General features: G+C 30.9%; 19 protein-coding genes and 1 tRNA gene. 12 read left to right on the top strand and 8 right to left on the bottom strand.

What is annotated here, in order from left to right; all coding sequences use genetic code 11:
- The first annotated feature begins 66 nt into the window (after window positions 1-66).
- Together M3P09_RS04320 and M3P09_RS04325 are read left to right on the top strand one after the other, a co-directional pair.
- Complete coding sequence (locus tag M3P09_RS04320) at window positions 67-444, top strand: Na(+)-translocating NADH-quinone reductase subunit F (protein WP_099564436.1); 378 nt, start codon at window positions 67-69, stop codon at window positions 442-444.
- A gap of 3 nt (window positions 445-447) precedes the next feature.
- Window positions 448-1,422, top strand: a complete 975-nt coding sequence (locus M3P09_RS04325; RefSeq protein ID WP_249972161.1) for an FAD:protein FMN transferase — start codon at window positions 448-450, stop codon at window positions 1,420-1,422.
- Between the two features lie 90 nt (window positions 1,423-1,512).
- On the opposite strand, the gene M3P09_RS04330 is transcribed toward M3P09_RS04325, so the two are convergent.
- The 3 genes from M3P09_RS04330 to map are packed head-to-tail and all read right to left on the bottom strand — an operon-like array spanning window position 1,513 to window position 3,423.
- On the bottom strand, window positions 1,513-2,277 hold the full coding sequence (locus M3P09_RS04330; RefSeq protein WP_249972162.1) for a class I SAM-dependent methyltransferase: 765 nt from the start codon (window positions 2,275-2,277) through the stop codon (window positions 1,513-1,515).
- Window positions 2,278-2,283: 6 nt separating this feature from the next.
- A complete protein-coding gene (locus M3P09_RS04335) occupies window positions 2,284-2,601 on the bottom strand; it encodes a cupin domain-containing protein (RefSeq protein WP_099564433.1) in 318 nt (105 codons plus the stop codon).
- Window positions 2,602-2,604: 3 nt separating this feature from the next.
- Window positions 2,605-3,423, bottom strand: a complete 819-nt coding sequence (gene map, locus M3P09_RS04340; RefSeq protein WP_249972163.1) for a type I methionyl aminopeptidase — start codon at window positions 3,421-3,423, stop codon at window positions 2,605-2,607.
- 121 nt (window positions 3,424-3,544) lie between these two features.
- On the opposite strand from map, the gene M3P09_RS04345 reads away from it, so the two are divergent.
- Window positions 3,545-4,810, top strand: a complete 1,266-nt coding sequence (locus M3P09_RS04345; RefSeq protein WP_249972164.1) for an acetyl-CoA hydrolase/transferase family protein — start codon at window positions 3,545-3,547, stop codon at window positions 4,808-4,810.
- 2 nt (window positions 4,811-4,812) lie between these two features.
- Here M3P09_RS04345 and M3P09_RS04350 read toward each other — a convergent pair whose 3' ends face one another.
- Together M3P09_RS04350 and gpmI are read right to left on the bottom strand one after the other, a co-directional pair.
- The gene (locus M3P09_RS04350; RefSeq protein WP_099564430.1) at window positions 4,813-5,217 is read right to left on the bottom strand and encodes a BT0820 family HAD-type phosphatase; all 405 of its coding nucleotides are present in this window, start codon (window positions 5,215-5,217) and stop codon (window positions 4,813-4,815) included.
- Window positions 5,218-5,272: 55 nt separating this feature from the next.
- Window positions 5,273-6,790 (bottom strand): 2,3-bisphosphoglycerate-independent phosphoglycerate mutase, encoded by a 1,518-nt coding sequence (gene gpmI / locus M3P09_RS04355; RefSeq protein ID WP_249972165.1) that lies wholly within the window; start codon window positions 6,788-6,790, stop codon window positions 5,273-5,275.
- Window positions 6,791-7,039: 249 nt separating this feature from the next.
- On the opposite strand from gpmI, the gene M3P09_RS04360 reads away from it, so the two are divergent.
- Window positions 7,040-7,423, top strand: coding sequence for an ankyrin repeat domain-containing protein (locus tag M3P09_RS04360; protein ID WP_099564428.1), 384 nt, complete (start codon window positions 7,040-7,042; stop codon window positions 7,421-7,423).
- A 73-nt stretch (window positions 7,424-7,496) separates the two neighbouring features.
- Here M3P09_RS04360 and M3P09_RS04365 read toward each other — a convergent pair whose 3' ends face one another.
- Window positions 7,497-8,264, bottom strand: coding sequence for a M48 family metalloprotease (locus M3P09_RS04365; protein ID WP_099564427.1), 768 nt, complete (start codon window positions 8,262-8,264; stop codon window positions 7,497-7,499).
- Window positions 8,265-8,441: 177 nt separating this feature from the next.
- On the opposite strand from M3P09_RS04365, the gene M3P09_RS04370 reads away from it, so the two are divergent.
- Window positions 8,442-8,867, top strand: coding sequence for a GNAT family N-acetyltransferase (locus M3P09_RS04370; RefSeq protein ID WP_099564426.1), 426 nt, complete (start codon window positions 8,442-8,444; stop codon window positions 8,865-8,867).
- Between the two features lie 49 nt (window positions 8,868-8,916).
- A tRNA-Gly gene (locus M3P09_RS04375) sits at window positions 8,917-8,989 on the top strand.
- Between the two features lie 30 nt (window positions 8,990-9,019).
- Here M3P09_RS04375 and pepE read toward each other — a convergent pair.
- Complete coding sequence (gene pepE, locus M3P09_RS04380; protein WP_249972166.1) at window positions 9,020-9,727, bottom strand: dipeptidase PepE; 708 nt, start codon at window positions 9,725-9,727, stop codon at window positions 9,020-9,022.
- A gap of 109 nt (window positions 9,728-9,836) precedes the next feature.
- On the opposite strand from pepE, the gene M3P09_RS04385 reads away from it, so the two are divergent.
- From M3P09_RS04385 to M3P09_RS04410, 6 genes are all read left to right on the top strand, one after another.
- Window positions 9,837-10,634 carry a carboxypeptidase-like regulatory domain-containing protein gene (locus tag M3P09_RS04385; RefSeq protein ID WP_249972167.1) on the top strand — a complete coding sequence of 266 codons (798 nt, stop codon included), beginning with the start codon at window positions 9,837-9,839 and terminating at the stop codon, window positions 10,632-10,634.
- Window positions 10,635-10,728: 94 nt separating this feature from the next.
- Window positions 10,729-11,541 (top strand): carboxypeptidase-like regulatory domain-containing protein, encoded by an 813-nt coding sequence (locus tag M3P09_RS04390; RefSeq protein WP_249972168.1) that lies wholly within the window; start codon window positions 10,729-10,731, stop codon window positions 11,539-11,541.
- Window positions 11,528-12,328, top strand: coding sequence for a carboxypeptidase-like regulatory domain-containing protein (locus M3P09_RS04395; RefSeq protein ID WP_249972169.1), 801 nt, complete (start codon window positions 11,528-11,530; stop codon window positions 12,326-12,328). Before M3P09_RS04390 ends, M3P09_RS04395 begins: the two co-directional genes overlap by 14 nt.
- Before the next feature lie 165 nt (window positions 12,329-12,493).
- The gene (locus tag M3P09_RS04400) at window positions 12,494-12,997 is read left to right on the top strand and encodes a DUF6702 family protein (protein ID WP_249972170.1); all 504 of its coding nucleotides are present in this window, start codon (window positions 12,494-12,496) and stop codon (window positions 12,995-12,997) included.
- Window positions 12,998-13,094: 97 nt separating this feature from the next.
- The gene (locus tag M3P09_RS04405; protein ID WP_249972171.1) at window positions 13,095-15,401 is read left to right on the top strand and encodes a M1 family metallopeptidase; all 2,307 of its coding nucleotides are present in this window, start codon (window positions 13,095-13,097) and stop codon (window positions 15,399-15,401) included.
- 71 nt (window positions 15,402-15,472) lie between these two features.
- Window positions 15,473-15,760, top strand: a complete 288-nt coding sequence (locus tag M3P09_RS04410) for a Sec-independent protein translocase subunit TatA/TatB (protein WP_099564419.1) — start codon at window positions 15,473-15,475, stop codon at window positions 15,758-15,760.
- A 218-nt stretch (window positions 15,761-15,978) separates the two neighbouring features.
- On the opposite strand, the gene M3P09_RS04415 is transcribed toward M3P09_RS04410, so the two are convergent.
- Window positions 15,979-16,623: an O-methyltransferase gene (locus M3P09_RS04415; RefSeq protein ID WP_249972172.1), complete on the bottom strand. Its 645-nt coding sequence runs from the start codon at window positions 16,621-16,623 to the stop codon at window positions 15,979-15,981.
- Window positions 16,624-16,717: the final 94 nt, after the last annotated feature.

Genomic DNA, 16,717 nt, shown 5'->3' on the forward strand with positions numbered 1-16,717 from the left:
CTTCAAACTTTATAAAACCAAAACCCGATACGAAAGTGTTGGGTTTTTTTATATTATTTTTGCTGTATGAGTAAACCACTTTCAGAACAAGAACTACATAATTTAGCAATGAACCATGTTGGAAAAGATTTAGAAGAACGCGGTTTTGAGTTTATTGCTGTAAACAGTAAGTTAAAAAAACATCCACAATTTGTATGTATCGATAAAAATAAGCAGTATTATTTTGTAATTGTACGGGCAGTTATTTTACCTGACAATCCTAACAATTATGATGTAGTTTGGATGGAGTCATTTAAAAAACATGCCAGAGAAAAAGATGCTAAAGTTTTATATGCTGGCGTTGGTTTAGGAAATAGTAATGACAAAAAATCTCCAATCTATTTAAATGAAGAATATTTGTTAGAGTATAATGGTATACAAGTTTTAGAAACTAACTTGAATTAAAAGATGAAAAAAATATTAGCATTAATTTTTACTGTCTTACTTATAGTTTCATGTAAAAAAGAGCAAAAAAACACCATACTTGAAGGTGCGGTTTTTGGCACATATTATAGAGTTACTTATAATTCTGAAATTAATTATCAAAAACAATTTGATAGTCTATTTTATGTTATTAATAAATCTATGTCTACTTATCAAGTAAACTCAGATATTTCTAAATTAAATAGAAATGAATCTCTTACAATGGATTCTCATTTTAGAAATGTTTATGATACTTCTAAAAAGGTTTATGTTGAAACTGAAGGCCTTTTTGATCCAACGATTGGAAAGCTAGTGAATGCTTGGGATTTTGGACCAGAAGGTAAAATCATTGCTTTAGATAGTGTGAAAATTGATAGTTTAATGCAGTTTGTTGGATTTGAAAAGATTCATAGAATTGATAATGAAATTATTAAGCCAGATGGTATGTTTCTAGATTTCAACGCTATTGCAAAGGGCTATGCCGTTGATGTTATTTCAGAATTTTTGCAAAGTGAAAATATAAAAAACTACCTAGTTGATATTGGCGGAGAATTGAGAGCACAAGGCATAAATATTGAAAGAAAATTAGAATGGAGAGTTGGTGTTGAAAATCCAAATTTTGATGGGACACAATCCATAAATCATGCTATACCATTACAAAATGAAGCTATGGCAACTTCTGGAACTTATAGAAAGTTTAAAATAGACGAAAACGGTAACCGTTATGCCCATATAATTGATACCAAAACAGGTTACCCTAGCAAAACTAATTTATTAAGCATTTCTGTTATTACAGATAACTGTATGGAGGCTGATGCTTATGCAACTGTTTTCAAAACTATGGGTATTGAAAAAGTAAAAACGTTTTTAAAAACACATCCAGAGCTTAAAGTGTTTTTAATTTTTGAAAACGATAAAAGCGAGATTAAAACTTTAAACTTAAATAATTTTCCAGAATAAGTTTTGTGACTTTTTTAGAAGTTTTGTGTCTTATTATTGCTATTAATCAATAAAAAAGTTGTTCTAAATATATTTTAGTTCAGCTTTTTTTTATTTAGTTACTACAGGAATAATTTCTCCTTTTGCTAAACAATATTTTGCGATGTCATCATCAGAAAGCCTAGAGGTATAATCAACTTCATCAACTTTAAAACCTACAGAACGGAGTTTATCAAAATAATCACGACCATAAACACGAACATGGTCATATTGTCCAAAAATCTTTGCGCGTTCTTTTTTATCTGTTATAGTATCGTCCTCAAAAGTAAACTCTCTTGATAAATCTTGTGGTATTTGAAAAATTCCCATTCCATTAGGTTTTAAAACACGATATAATTCTTGCATTGCTTTAGTATCATTAGGGATATGCTCTAAAACATGGTTGCAAAAAATAACATCATAACTATCATTTTTAAAAGGAAGGTTACAAATATCAGCTTTTACATCAGCTAAAGGCGAGTTTAAATCTGTAGTTGTATAATCTAGATTAGGCATCCTTCTAAAGCGCTTGTAAAAAGCTTGTTCTGGAGCAAAATGAAGCACTTTTTTATTAGTAGAAAAGAAATCAGTTTTATTTTGTAAATACAGCCATAATAAGCGGTGGCGCTCTAAACTTAAAGTTGAAGGAGATAATACATTGTTGCGTTGAGTACCATACCCGTAGGGTAAAAAGGTTTTAAAACCTTTTCCATCTATAGGATCAATGTACTTGTTTCCTTTTAAAAAAAAAGCCAAAATGGGACGAATAATATAACTTAACCTTATAAGTAAAGGTCTTGGGATAATATTCAATATAATCTTGAAAAGTTTTTTCAAAAACGATTATTTATAATCTTCGCGTACTGGAAAAAATGTGTCAATTACAACACAGTTTGTTAAAGCATTTGCACTATGAATAGCATTAGAAGGTATTACTGTTATAGAATCTGCTTCAAGAACTTTAGTAATGCCATCAATTGTCATTTCTAATTTACCAGAAATAACTTGTGTTATTTGCTCATGTATATGAGAGTGTGCCGGTAAAATAGCTCCTTCTTCAATATTGATAAGCCCTACGGTATTGTTATCAGTATGGATATATTTTCCTTTTATGCCTTCAACAAGGTCCTTTTCTGGTATGTCTGAAAATTTGTGAGTCATAAATTATAATACAAACTGCTTTTGTCTAAATTCTTCTTCTTCATTACTTTCAATTCCTAAAGCGTCATATATATAGGCGAAAGTTGAAAGTAATTCTGGTTTGCCATTTATAAGAGCTACGTCATGCTCAAAATGTGCACTTGGTTTATTATCTAAAGTAGTAATTGTCCAACCGTCTCTGTGTTGTTTTATACGTTGAGTTCCCATATTAATCATAGGTTCAATAGCAACCACCATACCTTCAATAAATTTTTTGCCACGACCACGTTTTCCATAGTTTGGCATTTCTGGGTCTTCATGCATTTTACTGCCTAATCCATGACCAACTAATTCTCTTACTACACCATAACCATGATCTTCACAATACTTTTGAATGGCATAGCCAACATCTCCAACACGATTCCCTTTTTTAAACTCCCTTATACCAACGTAAAGAGACTCTTTGGTTACTTGAAGTAATTTTTCTGTTTCTGGAGCGATCTCACCAACAGCAAAAGTATAAGCATGATCGCCATAAAAACCGTTTTTTAAAGCGCCACAATCAATAGATATAATATCTCCTTCTACAAGAGGCTCACTGGTAGGAAAACCATGAACTACTTGATCGTTAGGACTCATGCAAAGTGTATTAGGGAAGTCGTACAAGCCTAAAAATCCAGGAATAGCACCTTGAGAGCGAATATAATCTTCGGCTAATTTATCCAATTGCAAGGTTGTAACACCAGGTTTAACTTCTTTCGCCAGCATTCCTAACGTTCTAGAAACAATCAAAGCGCTTTCGCGCATCAATTCAATTTCCTCACTAGTTTTTACTATAATCATACTTAAAAAATAATGGCAAAGATACTTAAAAATAAAATTCTATCTATTTTGATTTTATATGACTTTTGACAGTTTTTATAATTTAAATAATAGGTAATTTTGCTGTATAAAATGAGTTAAGATGTATAAAGTAGTTAGTGCTGAAGAAGCTGTAGAAGTTATAAAAAGTAATGATAGAGTATATGTACAAGCGGCGGCAGCTGCGCCACAATTGCTAACAAAAGCAATGTCGGATAGATATGAAGAACTTAGAAATGTTGAGGTTTGCCATTTACATGTAGAAGGTGAGGCACCTTATGCAAATCCTGATTTAAAAGATAGTTTTCACGTTAATTCTTTTTTTATAGGGAGTAATGTTAGGCATACATTAGCCGCTGGAAACGGATCATACACTCCAGTCTTTTTAAGCGAATTACCCTTATTGTTTAAACGAAATATTTTGTCATTAGATGTGGCTTTAATTCATGTATCTGTTCCAGACAAGCATGGGTATTGCTCGTTAGGAGTTTCAGTTGAAGCTACTTTGGCTGCAATAGAAAGTGCAAAAATTGTTATAGCTCAGGTAAATGTTCAAATGCCTCGAACTCATGGAGATGGTATAATACATCATACAGAGATTGATTTATTTGTTGAATGTGATGAACCAATACCAGTGCATAACAATGGCGAGCCTTCTGATATTGAAAATAAAATTGGAGATTATGTAGCTAGTTTAATAGAAGATAAGAGTACTTTACAAATGGGCATAGGCTCCATACCAAATGCTGTTTTATCGCGGCTAAAAAATCATAAGAATTTAGGGTTACATACAGAAATGTTCTCAGATGGTGTAATAGACTTAATTTTAAAAGATGTGATTAATGGAAATTTTAAAGGTATTAATCCAGGTCGATCCTTAGCAACTTTTTTAATTGGATCAAAACGACTTTATGATTATGTTGACGATAACCCATTTGTTGAAATGAGAGCATCAGATTATGTAAATGATGTTTCGATAATTAAACAAAATCCAAAAATGGTAGCCATAAATTCAGCTATAGAAGTAGATTTAACAGGACAAGTTTGTGCGGATTCTATTGGAGCTAAAATGTACTCTGGTGTTGGAGGGCAAATGGATTATATTCGTGGAGCCTCATTAAGCGAGGGTGGTAAAGCAATAATTGCATTGCCTTCTGCAACAAAAAAAGGAATTAGCAGAATTGTACCAAGTTTAAAACCAGGTGCAGGTGTTGTTACAACGCGCGCGCACGTACATCATGTAGTTACAGAGTACGGTATAGCCAATTTATACGGAAAAACAATTAAGGATAGAGTTAAAGCTTTAGTAGATATAGCACACCCAGATCATAGAGAGTCTATTGATAAAGCTTATTTTGAATTAATTTAAGCTTATTTAAAGAAATTAAAGAACCCTTTTTTCTTTTCTGGAATATTAGGTTTCGTGTTGGTTAACATCTGGTATATCTCCCCCCAACCAATAAAGCCACCAATATTTCTGTCGTCAATAAATAGATCGGCATGAATTTTTCTGCTAATGTTTTTGCTATATTCTTCTTCAGCGAAACTACTATTTACAGAGTAAAAAGCTATGCCATTCTCCTCACAAAAATTAACAGCCTCATTTAATTTTTCACCAGATCTATAGGTCCATAAAATTAACCGATGCCCTTCTTCTTGTAATTTTTTTAAGGTTTCAAAAGCAAAAAGCATAGGCTTCCCTATTTTCGGATAAGCATCTTCTACTATAGTGCCATCAAAATCTACAGCTATTATAAGTGTCTCGTTAAAATTCATTCAAATTAAAGACTTGAGTTTGTTACAAAAGTACAATAATTTATTTTTCATTTATTTAAACCAAAGCCTGCTGAGTCATGGTTTCAGGTTGTGGTATTCCCATTAGTTTTAAAATGGTAGGGGCCATATCGCCTAAAATACCATCTTTAATTTGTGTTAAATCATTATCAATTAAAATAACTGGTACTGGGTTTGTAGTATGTGCCGTATTTGGTGAACCGTCCGGGTTAATCATGGTTTCACAGTTACCATGATCTGCAATTAATAATGTTGAATAGCCACTATTTAGTGCAGTATTTACAACATCCTTTACACACTCGTCAACTGCTTCGCATGCTTTTATTGCTGCTTCCATAACACCAGTATGACCAACCATATCTCCATTAGCAAAATTTAAGCAAACAAAATCTACATCGCCTTTTTGTAATTCAGGCACTAAAGCGTCTCGTAATTCGTAAGCACTCATTTCTGGTTTTAAATCGTATGTAGCTACTTTAGGTGAATTCCTTAAAATTCGAGATTCACCATTAAATGGTTCTTCCCGACCTCCAGAAAAGAAAAATGTAACATGAGGATATTTTTCAGTTTCGGCAATTCTAATTTGTTTTTTATTGTGTTTTTCTAAAACCTCTCCTAAAGTTTCAGTTAAATTTTCTTTATTGAATATAACATTGATGTTTTTATAAGTATCATCATAATTGGTAAGTGTTACATAATGCAAATTTAATTTATGCATGTTTTGTTCATGAAAATTAGTTTGCGTTAAAGCTTCAGTTAACTCACGACCTCGATCTGTTCTAAAATTAAAAAATATTACAACATCATCGTCTTTAATATTTGTAATTGGATTTCCTTCATTATCAGTTAGAATAATTGGTTTTATAAACTCGTCGGTAATATCATCGTCATAACTTTTTTGAATGGATTTCGTAGCATTTGTAGATTTTTCGCCAATACCATTTACTAAAGCATCATATGCTAATTTAACACGTTCCCAACGTTTATCTCTATCCATGGCATAGTAACGTCCTGTAACAGTTGCTAGTTTGGTATTCGTTTTTTCAATATGATTTTCAAGTGCTGTTATAAAACCATAGCCAGACTTTGGGTCTACATCACGTCCATCAGTAAATGCGTGCACAAAAGTATTAGTTATCCCAAATTCATTAGCAGCATCAATTAAGCCTAATAGGTGATTAATATGAGAGTGTACACCTCCGTCGCTTAATAAGCCCAAAAAGTGAACATTTTTGCTATTGTTTTTTGCATAGCTAAAAGCATCTACTAAAACTTTCTCGTTATTAAGTGTTTTGTTTTTTACTGCTAAGTTTACCTTAACTAAGTCTTGATATACAATGCGACCAGCACCTAAATTCATATGGCCAACTTCGCTATTTCCCATTTGCCCTTCTGGTAAACCAACATGAAGGCCATCGGTTCTTAGAGTGGCGAAAGGATATTTTTTATATAATGAGTCAATAAATGGAGTATGAGCATAATCGATTGCAGAAACTTTTGGATCTGGTGAGTTTCCCCAACCGTCCAATATCATTAATATGACTTTTTTATTCATTTTTAAAAAAAATTAATTCTTAACAAAGATACAAGAACTTTGACGAAACTAAGTTGCGAAAACCCTTTTAACTTACTGGTTTTATTGGTTTTTAAATGTTTTTTAGAAATCTATAAATTATCTTAAGGATTTCTAAAAATTAAGTTAAAAAATAATTATTTATGTTAATTAATGTAACAGATTAATTTTTTTGTCGTCTCTTTAGTATATCAAAAAACAAAATCATTAATCAAATTAAAATCTTTCATCATGAAAAAATCAATCATTATTTCTGCAATCGCATTATGTTTCTCTGTAGTATCAGTTAACGCAAAAAACATTACTGAAAATCAATCTACTTTTATTACTCAAACTACTGTAAAGGTGAATCCTTTTTGTGTTTCTATTGCAAAAGGAGATATTGAGACCGTAAAAAAGCTAATTAACTTGGGAGAAGATGTAAACAAAAAGTCTAATGGAATGACGCCAGCTATGTATGCGGCTAAGTTTAATAGAACAGAAATTTTAAAGCTTTTAATATCTAAAGGAGCTAAATTAAAAGTTAAGTCTGATAAAGGCATGACTGCTAAGAAGTATGCAAAACAATCTAATGCCAAAGAGGCTTTAATAATTATTGAAGAAGCATTAAGTTAAAATAATTAAAATTCATATAACAATTATTTAGAGCTAGTCACTCGAAAAAGCCTTGTGAAAACAAGGCTTTTTTTTATTGATTTTTATATTTCTCTATAGATTCTTGAATTTTTTCAATCCTGTTATCTGGATCTGGATGCGAACTTTGAAATTCTGGTACACGGTTTGGTCCAGCTGCATCTTTTAAAATTTGCATAACCCCAATCATTTCTTCAGGATTATAGCCAGAATTCAGCATAAATAAAACACCAAGGTCGTCACTTTCCAATTCATCACCACGACCATTTTTCAATAAGGTTTGCTGCCCAATCCCACTTACTAAACCTCCCATATCTGCTCCTACTGAAGCTCCAGTTGATACGGTTTGCCAAAAGTCACTTTCGGCAATGCGTTCTGCAGAATGCCGCCCTAAAACATGTCCAATTTCATGTCCTAAAACACCAGCTAATTGATCTTCATTTTCTAATTTTGAAAATAGTGCATAAGTTATAAAAATTTGCCCTCCAGGAAGCGCAAATGCATTTATAGTATTTTCATCCGCCAAAAGGTGAAACTCGTACCTGTAAGGTGTATCTTTGGCCATACTATTATTAATAAGTTTGTTCCCTACTTTATCAACCAAGGCTTGGTATTGATTATTTGAATGTAATCCACCGTGTTGCTGAGCCATTTGCGGAGCATTTTGTAATCCAATTGCTATTTCTTGGTCCGATGTCATGTTAATAGTTTGAATACGTCCTGTATACTCATTTTTCTCTTTGCTATTACATTTTTTAATAAATGCAAAAGCTACTATAGCTAAACCAATTAATAACCTAACTTTAAAATTTCTACCTCTCATCAGAATATGTTTATGATACTAAAATTACAAAAAAAAGACTTTATATAAATAATTTGCTTTTATGTGTTAATATTAGACACAATTTTCAGTCTTTAAGTCACTCTTTTAATTTGCTCAGTTTAAAATTAGGGTTCTTTAATAATTAGAAAATAATTACCTTCGTGCAAAAAATATGTAATGTCTTTTCTATTTAAAATTATCGATAAACAAAACATAAATTCTATTATACCATTAGTTCAAAAGCTAAATGGAAATAAAGATACAGATGCTGTTTTAAAGCAACGTTTTTCAGAAATGATTACCCAAAACTATGAGTGTGCAGGCATTTTTGATAATGAAAAATTAATAGGAATATGTGGTTTGTGGTTTTGTACGAGACATTATTCTGGAAAAAGTGTTGAACCAGATCATGTTTATATTGATGATACTTATCGTGGAAAAGGTTTAGGTAAGCAATTTTTTGAATGGATTTATAATTATGTAAGGCTAAAAGGTTGTGAGTCAATTGAATTAAACACCTATGTAAGTAATCCTCCTTCGCATAAATTTTATTATAATGAGGGTTTTAAAATTTTAGGTTATCATTTTTTTAAAAAGTTGTAGTTTTTGCTTGCAAATAGTTTATAAGATTGTATATATTTGCATCGCTAATGCGGGAGTAGCTCAGTTGGTAGAGCGTCAGCCTTCCAAGCTGAATGTCGCCAGTTCGAACCTGGTCTCCCGCTCTTTAAGCTTCATAGAAATATGAAGCTTTTTTATTTTAAATGATTTAATTGTGTTCCAGACTCTACTTCGTATGGAACTTTGTTATATTCAAAAATACGAGCCGTTAAATTGCCATTTAAAACAATTGAGTCATCTATAACATGTAACCAGCTACCTTCGCGCAAACCAATTACAGGCGGTGTATTATAACTATGAAATTCTTTAATTCTTGTTTCCCTAGTTTCTCCCATATGCTTACTATTGGTGTCTGGGTCTAAATAATGTGGATTAATATTAAAAGGCACTAAACCTAGAGTATTAAAACTAGGAGGATATACTATTGGCATATCGTTGGATGTTTTTATTGTAAGTCCGCAAATATTACTACCAGCACTTGTGCCTAAATAGGGAGTGCCATTTGTAATCGTTTCTTTTAAAACATCAACCAAATTATTTTTATATAACTGATTTACCAAAACAAAAGTATTCCCACCACCAGTAAAAATAGCTTCAGCATTTTTAATGGCTTCTATTGGGTTTTCAAAAGTATGAATACCTACAGCTTTTTTATTAATTTTAGAAAAAGCTATTTCTACCTTTTTAGTATAATCATCATGCGATATTCCACCAGGTCTGGCATACGGAATGAATAAAACAGTTTGAGCATTTTTAAAAAAATGAGTTAGTTCATCTAAAATATAATCTAAATAATCACTTCCGTGTAATGTAGAAGTGCTTGCGATAATAATATTTCTCATAGAAATTTATAATTTACTGTAAAACTAATCAAAATTAGCTTTTATAAAAGATTTAATAAATTTTACTTTAATATTAGCCTTTTAAATCATATTTTTAAAATAAAAACCTATGAAAAAATTACTTGTCATTCTTGCTTTTTTTGTTTCTATAAGTGCAGTTTCTCAAACCGTTAAAAGAATTGAAGTTTCAGGAAATATTATAGTTGAAGGAAGTGATATTATTGGCATTACAATTTTTAATGTATCCACAGGTATAGGTACTATTACTGATGAAAAAGGCGAATTTAAATTAAATGTAGCATTGAATGATACTATTGAAGTAAGTGCATTGCAATATCAAAATATAAGTTTTATTGTAAATAAAGATATTATTGAATCTAAAAAAATTAAACTTTTTTTAATTGAAGAGATAAATAAATTAGATGAGATTGTTGTAACTAAAAATAAGCTTTCAGGAAACCTAAAAACTGATATAAAAACCACCAAATTGTTTAAGCCTAAGTTAGATGCTTTGTATTTTGGAGTAAAGAATAATAAGGATTATAATTTTGAAAATGATGCGATATCAAAAGTTGATAATATTAGTATTGATAGACAACATAAGCCTATGGTTAATGGATTGAATATTGTTAATGTAGTAGATCAATTATTAATTCCTTTGTTTAGATCAGAGGTTCCTAATAAGGAAAAAGTGGGTGTTCCTGATGTTCCTGTAGAATCAATTAAATACTATTTTGGCTCTGAGTTTTTAGTTGATAATTTTGATATTCCTAAACACAGGGTTGAAGAATTTATCCGATTTGTAGAAACAGAAAACTTTGATTTTACTTTGCTGAATTATGGCAAAGAAATAGAGTTTTTGGAGCTTCTAAATAAAAAAAGCACAGAGTTTTTAACAAAAAATTAAAAGCAATTTTTAATTTCTTTAAGATTAGAAATGCGTTCTTTATACCAGTGATTTTTTTAATATTAAGTTATATCACTATAATAATTTATAAAATTTGGTACAAAAATTAGCTTTCTTATTATTTGCCTTATTATCATTTGTTATACATGGTCAAACTATTAACAGAATAGAAGTAAAAGGACTGATTACTTCCAGTGTTAATGAGGTAGAAAATGTTACAGTTTATAATACATCATCTAATAAAGGAGCAATAACCAATGCTAAGGGTGAATTTGTTATTAAGATAGCTTTAAATGATATTATTGAAATATCTGCTTTGCAATTCGAAACGGTCTCCGTCAATATTGATGCTGAAACAATAGAGTCTAAGCAACTAAAAATACATTTGGTAGAACAAGTTAATACATTGGATGCTGTTTTATTATCGTCAGGACTTTCTGGAAATATAGAAACAGATATCTTAAATGTTAAAACTGTAGACCCTATAGCTATTGATATGGGTAATATGAATATAGACTATGAGTATAATGATGACAACGCCTTTGATAACTCGGTTGTAAATAATCACTTAACATCAATATTAGACCCTGAAGCGCGTAATTATTTACCTGATGTTGGTAAAATACTTAAGTTAATATTAAAAAAAAATCCATTAAGTTTTCGGAAAAAACTTTTTGAAAAACAAGTAGAAGAAAAAATGCCTAGAGACTTACTAGATGTTTATTCAAACAAAAACCTTAATGAAACCTTTAATATACCTTTAGATGAGGTTGACCAATTTTTAGCATTTATTGATAAGAATGGAATGAATTTTGAGCTTTTAGAAGATGAAAACGAAGTATATTTAATTGACTTTTTAATTAAACAAAGCAAAGCGTTTTTGAAATTAAAGGATGCAAAAAATTAAACTATTTATTTATTTTATGCTATTGCTTAATATTCAAATAGCAGTATCTCAATCTGTTGAAATTAACGGTAAGGTAGTGAGTAATGTTAGTGTTGAAAATATACATGTAATAAATAAAACGGCACAAGTTTTTACAACAACAAATAAAGCGGGCGAGTTTACAATTACAGCAAAATTAAATGATACAATAATGTTTTCGTCAATTCAGCATATTCAAAAAACTATTACTATTAGTAATAATACAATTTTAATTAGAAAACTAAATGTAAAACTTGAAGAACAAATAAATAAGTTGGATGAGGTTGTAGTAGGGAAAGTGCTAACAGGAGACTTATTGTCTGATGTTGAAAATGTTGAAGGAGACCCACCAATTAATTTTTTTGATGTTGGAATACCTGGTTATAAAGGCAAACCTGCAACACAAAGTGAACGACGCCTTAGTGAGGCTGGAGAGTTTAAACCAAAAATGCTTTTAGGACTTCTAACAGGTGGGATTCCTCTAAATCCAATATTGAATGGCGTTTCTGGCAGGACAAAAATGTTAAAAAATAGAGTAAAACTTGAAGCAGATGATGAACTGTTGCATAATATAAAAGTAAGACTGTCTGAGAGCTTTTTTAGTGTTTATGAACTAGATGAAAGTAAGCATATAGATTTTTTTTATTTCTGTCAAGAGGATGAGAATTTCAACAATAGGTGCAAAGGCAAAACAGATATTGAGATTTTTGAGTTTTTAAGAGAAAAACTAATAGCATATAAAGCTAATCTTAAAATTGTTAATGATTGATTTACTCGTTATGTGTTAGGGATTGTAGCGGCACCCTTTTTTGAGCTACGAAAAAAAGATATAGTAGAAAGCCCGACCTTTAGGTAACACCCAAATGATTTAAATGTTTTTGGAATGCTTTTTGAAACTAGCAACCTAAAATAATTACTTTAGCAAAAAAATAGCATGAAGTTTACAAAGTCTTTTTTCCTTTTTTTAATAATCCCGTTATTAGCATTTACTACGGCACATAAATACTATGTTAGTGTTACCCAGATAAATTATATAAAAGAAAAAGAATCTGTTCAGATAACATCGAGAATTTTTATTGATGATTTTGAAAATTTATTACGTAAGCGTTATGATGAAAATATAACATTAGCTGATAAAAATGAACTAGAAATTGTTGACACTTACATTGAAAGATATTTAAACGATAAGATTAAGATTAAGATTAATAATAAGGACGCAAAATTTAATTTTATAGGTAAAGAATACGATGCAGATATTATGAGATGTTATCTAGAAATAGAGGGGGTTAAAGCCATTAATACATTTCAAATTACTAATCAGCTATTATTTGATTTATACGAAGAGCAACAAAATATAGTTAAAACAAAAATAAACGCTAAACAGAAAAGTTATTTGCTTATTCCACAAAAAGATAATGCTTTGTTAAACTTTAATTAAAATAAAGTTAATACTCTCTAAAATTTATTATTTTCGAAAACTTTTAAAATAAAGAAATGATTGTTTTAAAAGACAATATAAAACACAACTATTTATAATGAAAAAACTTGCTTATTATTTATTGTCTGTAGCATTTATTACTACAGGTGCATATGCTCAAAATCAAGAAGAACAAAAGCCTCAAAAAGGACATACAAATACTAATAAATTTAAGCAATTGTATGACGAATTTTCAACACCAAATATGTATAGAGCAGCATCTGGAGCGCCAGGTGTAGCATATTATCAGCAACAAGCCGATTATAAAATGGATATTGTTTTAGATGATAAAAATGCTAAGCTATCTGGTTTTGAAACCATTACTTATACTAATAATTCTCCAGATGTTTTAAAGTATTTATGGGTGCAATTAGAACAAAATAAAAGAGCAAAAGACTCTAAATCGCCTTTAATTGAAGGAAGTGGTGTAGACGTAGTTCAAACACCAGCGAAATTTACAGCTGATTATATGCAAGAACCTTTAGAAAGAGGTTTTAATATTCTTGAAGTTAAGGATGTAAACGGGAAACCGTTAAGGCATATGATTAATAGAACTATGATGCGTGTAGAATTACCTAAGGCAATGAAATCTGGTGATAAATTCTCATTCTCAATTAAATGGTGGTATAACATTAACGATCATGTTGTTGAAGATGGGCGTTCTGGTTATGAGTATTTTCCAAAGGATGGTAATAAAGCGTATGTTATAGCTCAATTTTTTCCAAGAATGGCTGTATATAGTGATGTAGAGGGGTGGCAAAACTCGCAATTTTGGGGGCGCGATGAGTTTGCTTTACCATTTGGAGATTACGAAGTAAATATTACAGTGCCTGCTGACCATATTTTAGATGGAACAGGTAAGCTTGTAAATAGAAAAGAAGTTTACTCTAAAACAATGATGCAACGCTACGAGCAAGCAAAAAAGTCTTATGACGAACCTGTTATTATTGTAACTCAAGCAGAAGCTGAAGCTGCAGAAAAAGGATTTTCGAATGAAACTAAAACTTGGAAATTACATGCAGAGAATGTACGTGATTTTGGGTTTGCAACATCAAGAAAATTTATTTGGGATATGATGGCTGTTAAAATTGGAGGTAAAGATGTAATGGCAGTATCAATGTACCCTAAAGAAGGAAACCCGCTATGGGAACAATGGTCTACAAAAGCTGTAGCTAGTACTTTAGAAACGTATTCAAGGATGACTTTTGATTACCCATATCATAAAGCCATTTCGATACATGCAAAAAGCCAAGGAATGGAATACCCTATGATTTGTTGGAATTATGGTCGCCCTGATGAAGAAGGAAATTATAGTGACCGTGTAAAATATGGTATGATGGGAGTAATTATTCATGAGGTTGGACATAACTTTTTTCCAATGATTGTGAATAGTGATGAACGCCAATGGACATGGATGGATGAAGGGTTAAATACTTTTGTGCAATATGTTGCAGAGCAAGATTTTGGAGAAAAATATCCAGAAGCATTATCGCCACAACACAAAACGTTTCCATCTGATCGTGGGCCAGCACATATGATTGTACCTTATATGGGAGGCAATCAAGATTATATCGCTCCAATTATGACTAAAGGCCTTAATACCTACCAATTTGGAAACAATGCTTATGGTAAACCAGCAACAGCTTTAAATATTCTAAGAGAAACTGTAATGGGTAAGGAGTTATTTGATTATTCGTTTAGAGAATATGCACAGCGTTGGATGTTTAAACACCCAACTCCAGAGGATTTCTTTAGGACTATGGAAGATGCTTCAGCTTTCGATTTAGATTGGTTTTGGAGAGGTTGGTTTTACACAACTGATTGGGTAGATATTGGTGTTAAAGAAGTAAAAAAGTACTATGTGTCAACTGGTCCTAATCAATATATAAAAGACTATTTAAAAAAGCATAATAGAAAAGTAAGCGATTTACGTCCATTAGTTTATTTAGTTGAAGAAGGCAGTGAAGAGTTTAAAGAGGAGATGAAAAATGGAACTCCAGATGAAAATTCAACACCTCTTAAGGAGTATATAATGGATAATTTTACTCCTGAAGAACAAAAAAACATTAAAGCTCCTAAATATTTCTATAACATTACGTTCGAAAAACCAGGAGGCTTAGTAATGCCTATTATTGTGGAATATAAATATGCTGACGGAACATCTAAAAAAGAAACGTATCCTGCTCAAATATGGAGATTTAATGATAATGAAGTTAGTAAAGCAATAGCATCAGATAAAGAAATTGTTAGTATTTCCGTTGACCCTAATAAAGAAACCGCAGATATTGATACATCAAACAATTCTTGGCCTAAAGAAATTAAGCAAAGCGAATTTGATCAATTTAAAGATAAAGTAAAAGGATAAATTTTATTTAAAAGCCAACTTTAATAGTTGGCTTTTTTTATTCTACCAAAACAACTCACTATATTTGTACTGTGATTTATCAAACTACATTTTTATTTATAAGCGGAGGAGAAATAGCTTTCATACTATTTATCGTTATTATGGTTTTCGGTGCCGACAAATTACCTGAGATAGCTCGTGGTTTAGGGAAAGGAATGCGCACGCTTAAAGACGCTACTAACGATATTAAACATGAGATTACCAAAACTGCCGAAAACAACGGTATAGATACAAGCATTACTAAAGATGTAAAAAAAGAGCTGGATAAAGTAAAAGAAGACCTTGATGATTTTACAGGCTCTGTAAAGCGTAAACTATAATTTGGCATCCATAGCCTAGTTGAAGGTTTTTGGCGTTCCCACAAAATGTGGTCAGGCTTTCCGCTATATCTTTCTTGTGCTGTACTTGTTTCTGTACCTCATCAAGTATTTCTATATATTTTAAAATAAGTTTTAAATCAAACTTATAGTTAAGCACAAAAAAGGATGTCGCTGCAATCCTTAACGCAACCAATCTGCCAAGATTCTATTAAAAAAGGTTATTTTTTTCTACTAATAGTTAAACCATCCCTAATTGGTAATACTACAGTTTCAACCCTCTTATCATTTTTTAACAGACGATTATATTCTATTAAAGCAGGAGTAGAAGTATCTTCTTTTTTAAACGTGGTTTCTAATATTTTGCCACTCCAAAGTACATTGTCAGATAAAATAATGCCTCCAGAATTTAATTTGTCAATTATAGCATCAAAATAATTAGAGTAATTTTCTTTATCTGCATCAATAAAAATTAAATCGAAAGTTTTATCAAGCTTTGGAATAATCTCTAAGGCATTACCTAAATGCTGAACTATTTGATTGCCATAGTTAGATTTGTCAAAGTATTTTCTAGAAAAATCGTATAACTCTTCATTTATATCAATAGTATGTAGCTCGCCATTGACTTGTATCCCTTCTGCTAAACATAATGCAGAATACCCTGTATAAGTACCAATTTCTAATACATTTTTTGGATTAACCAATTTAGAAATCATACTCAATACACGACCCTGATAATGCCCACTAAGCATACGTGGTTGCAATATTTTTTGGTAAGTTTCTCTATTTAGTTTCTGTAATAATACTGGTTCGTCTTCAGAATGTTTTACAACATAATCATCAATGTTTTCTGGTATAAAATGCATCTATTTACCAGACCTGTTAGGTCTATTTAAGTTAATTAAAAATCAAAAGTATTACTTTTTTATGTATCGGTTTTCATTAAATCATCTTAATTGC

The organism is Jejuia spongiicola (genome assembly GCF_023502325.1).
GTDB lineage: Bacteria > Bacteroidota > Bacteroidia > Flavobacteriales > Flavobacteriaceae > Wocania_A > Wocania_A spongiicola.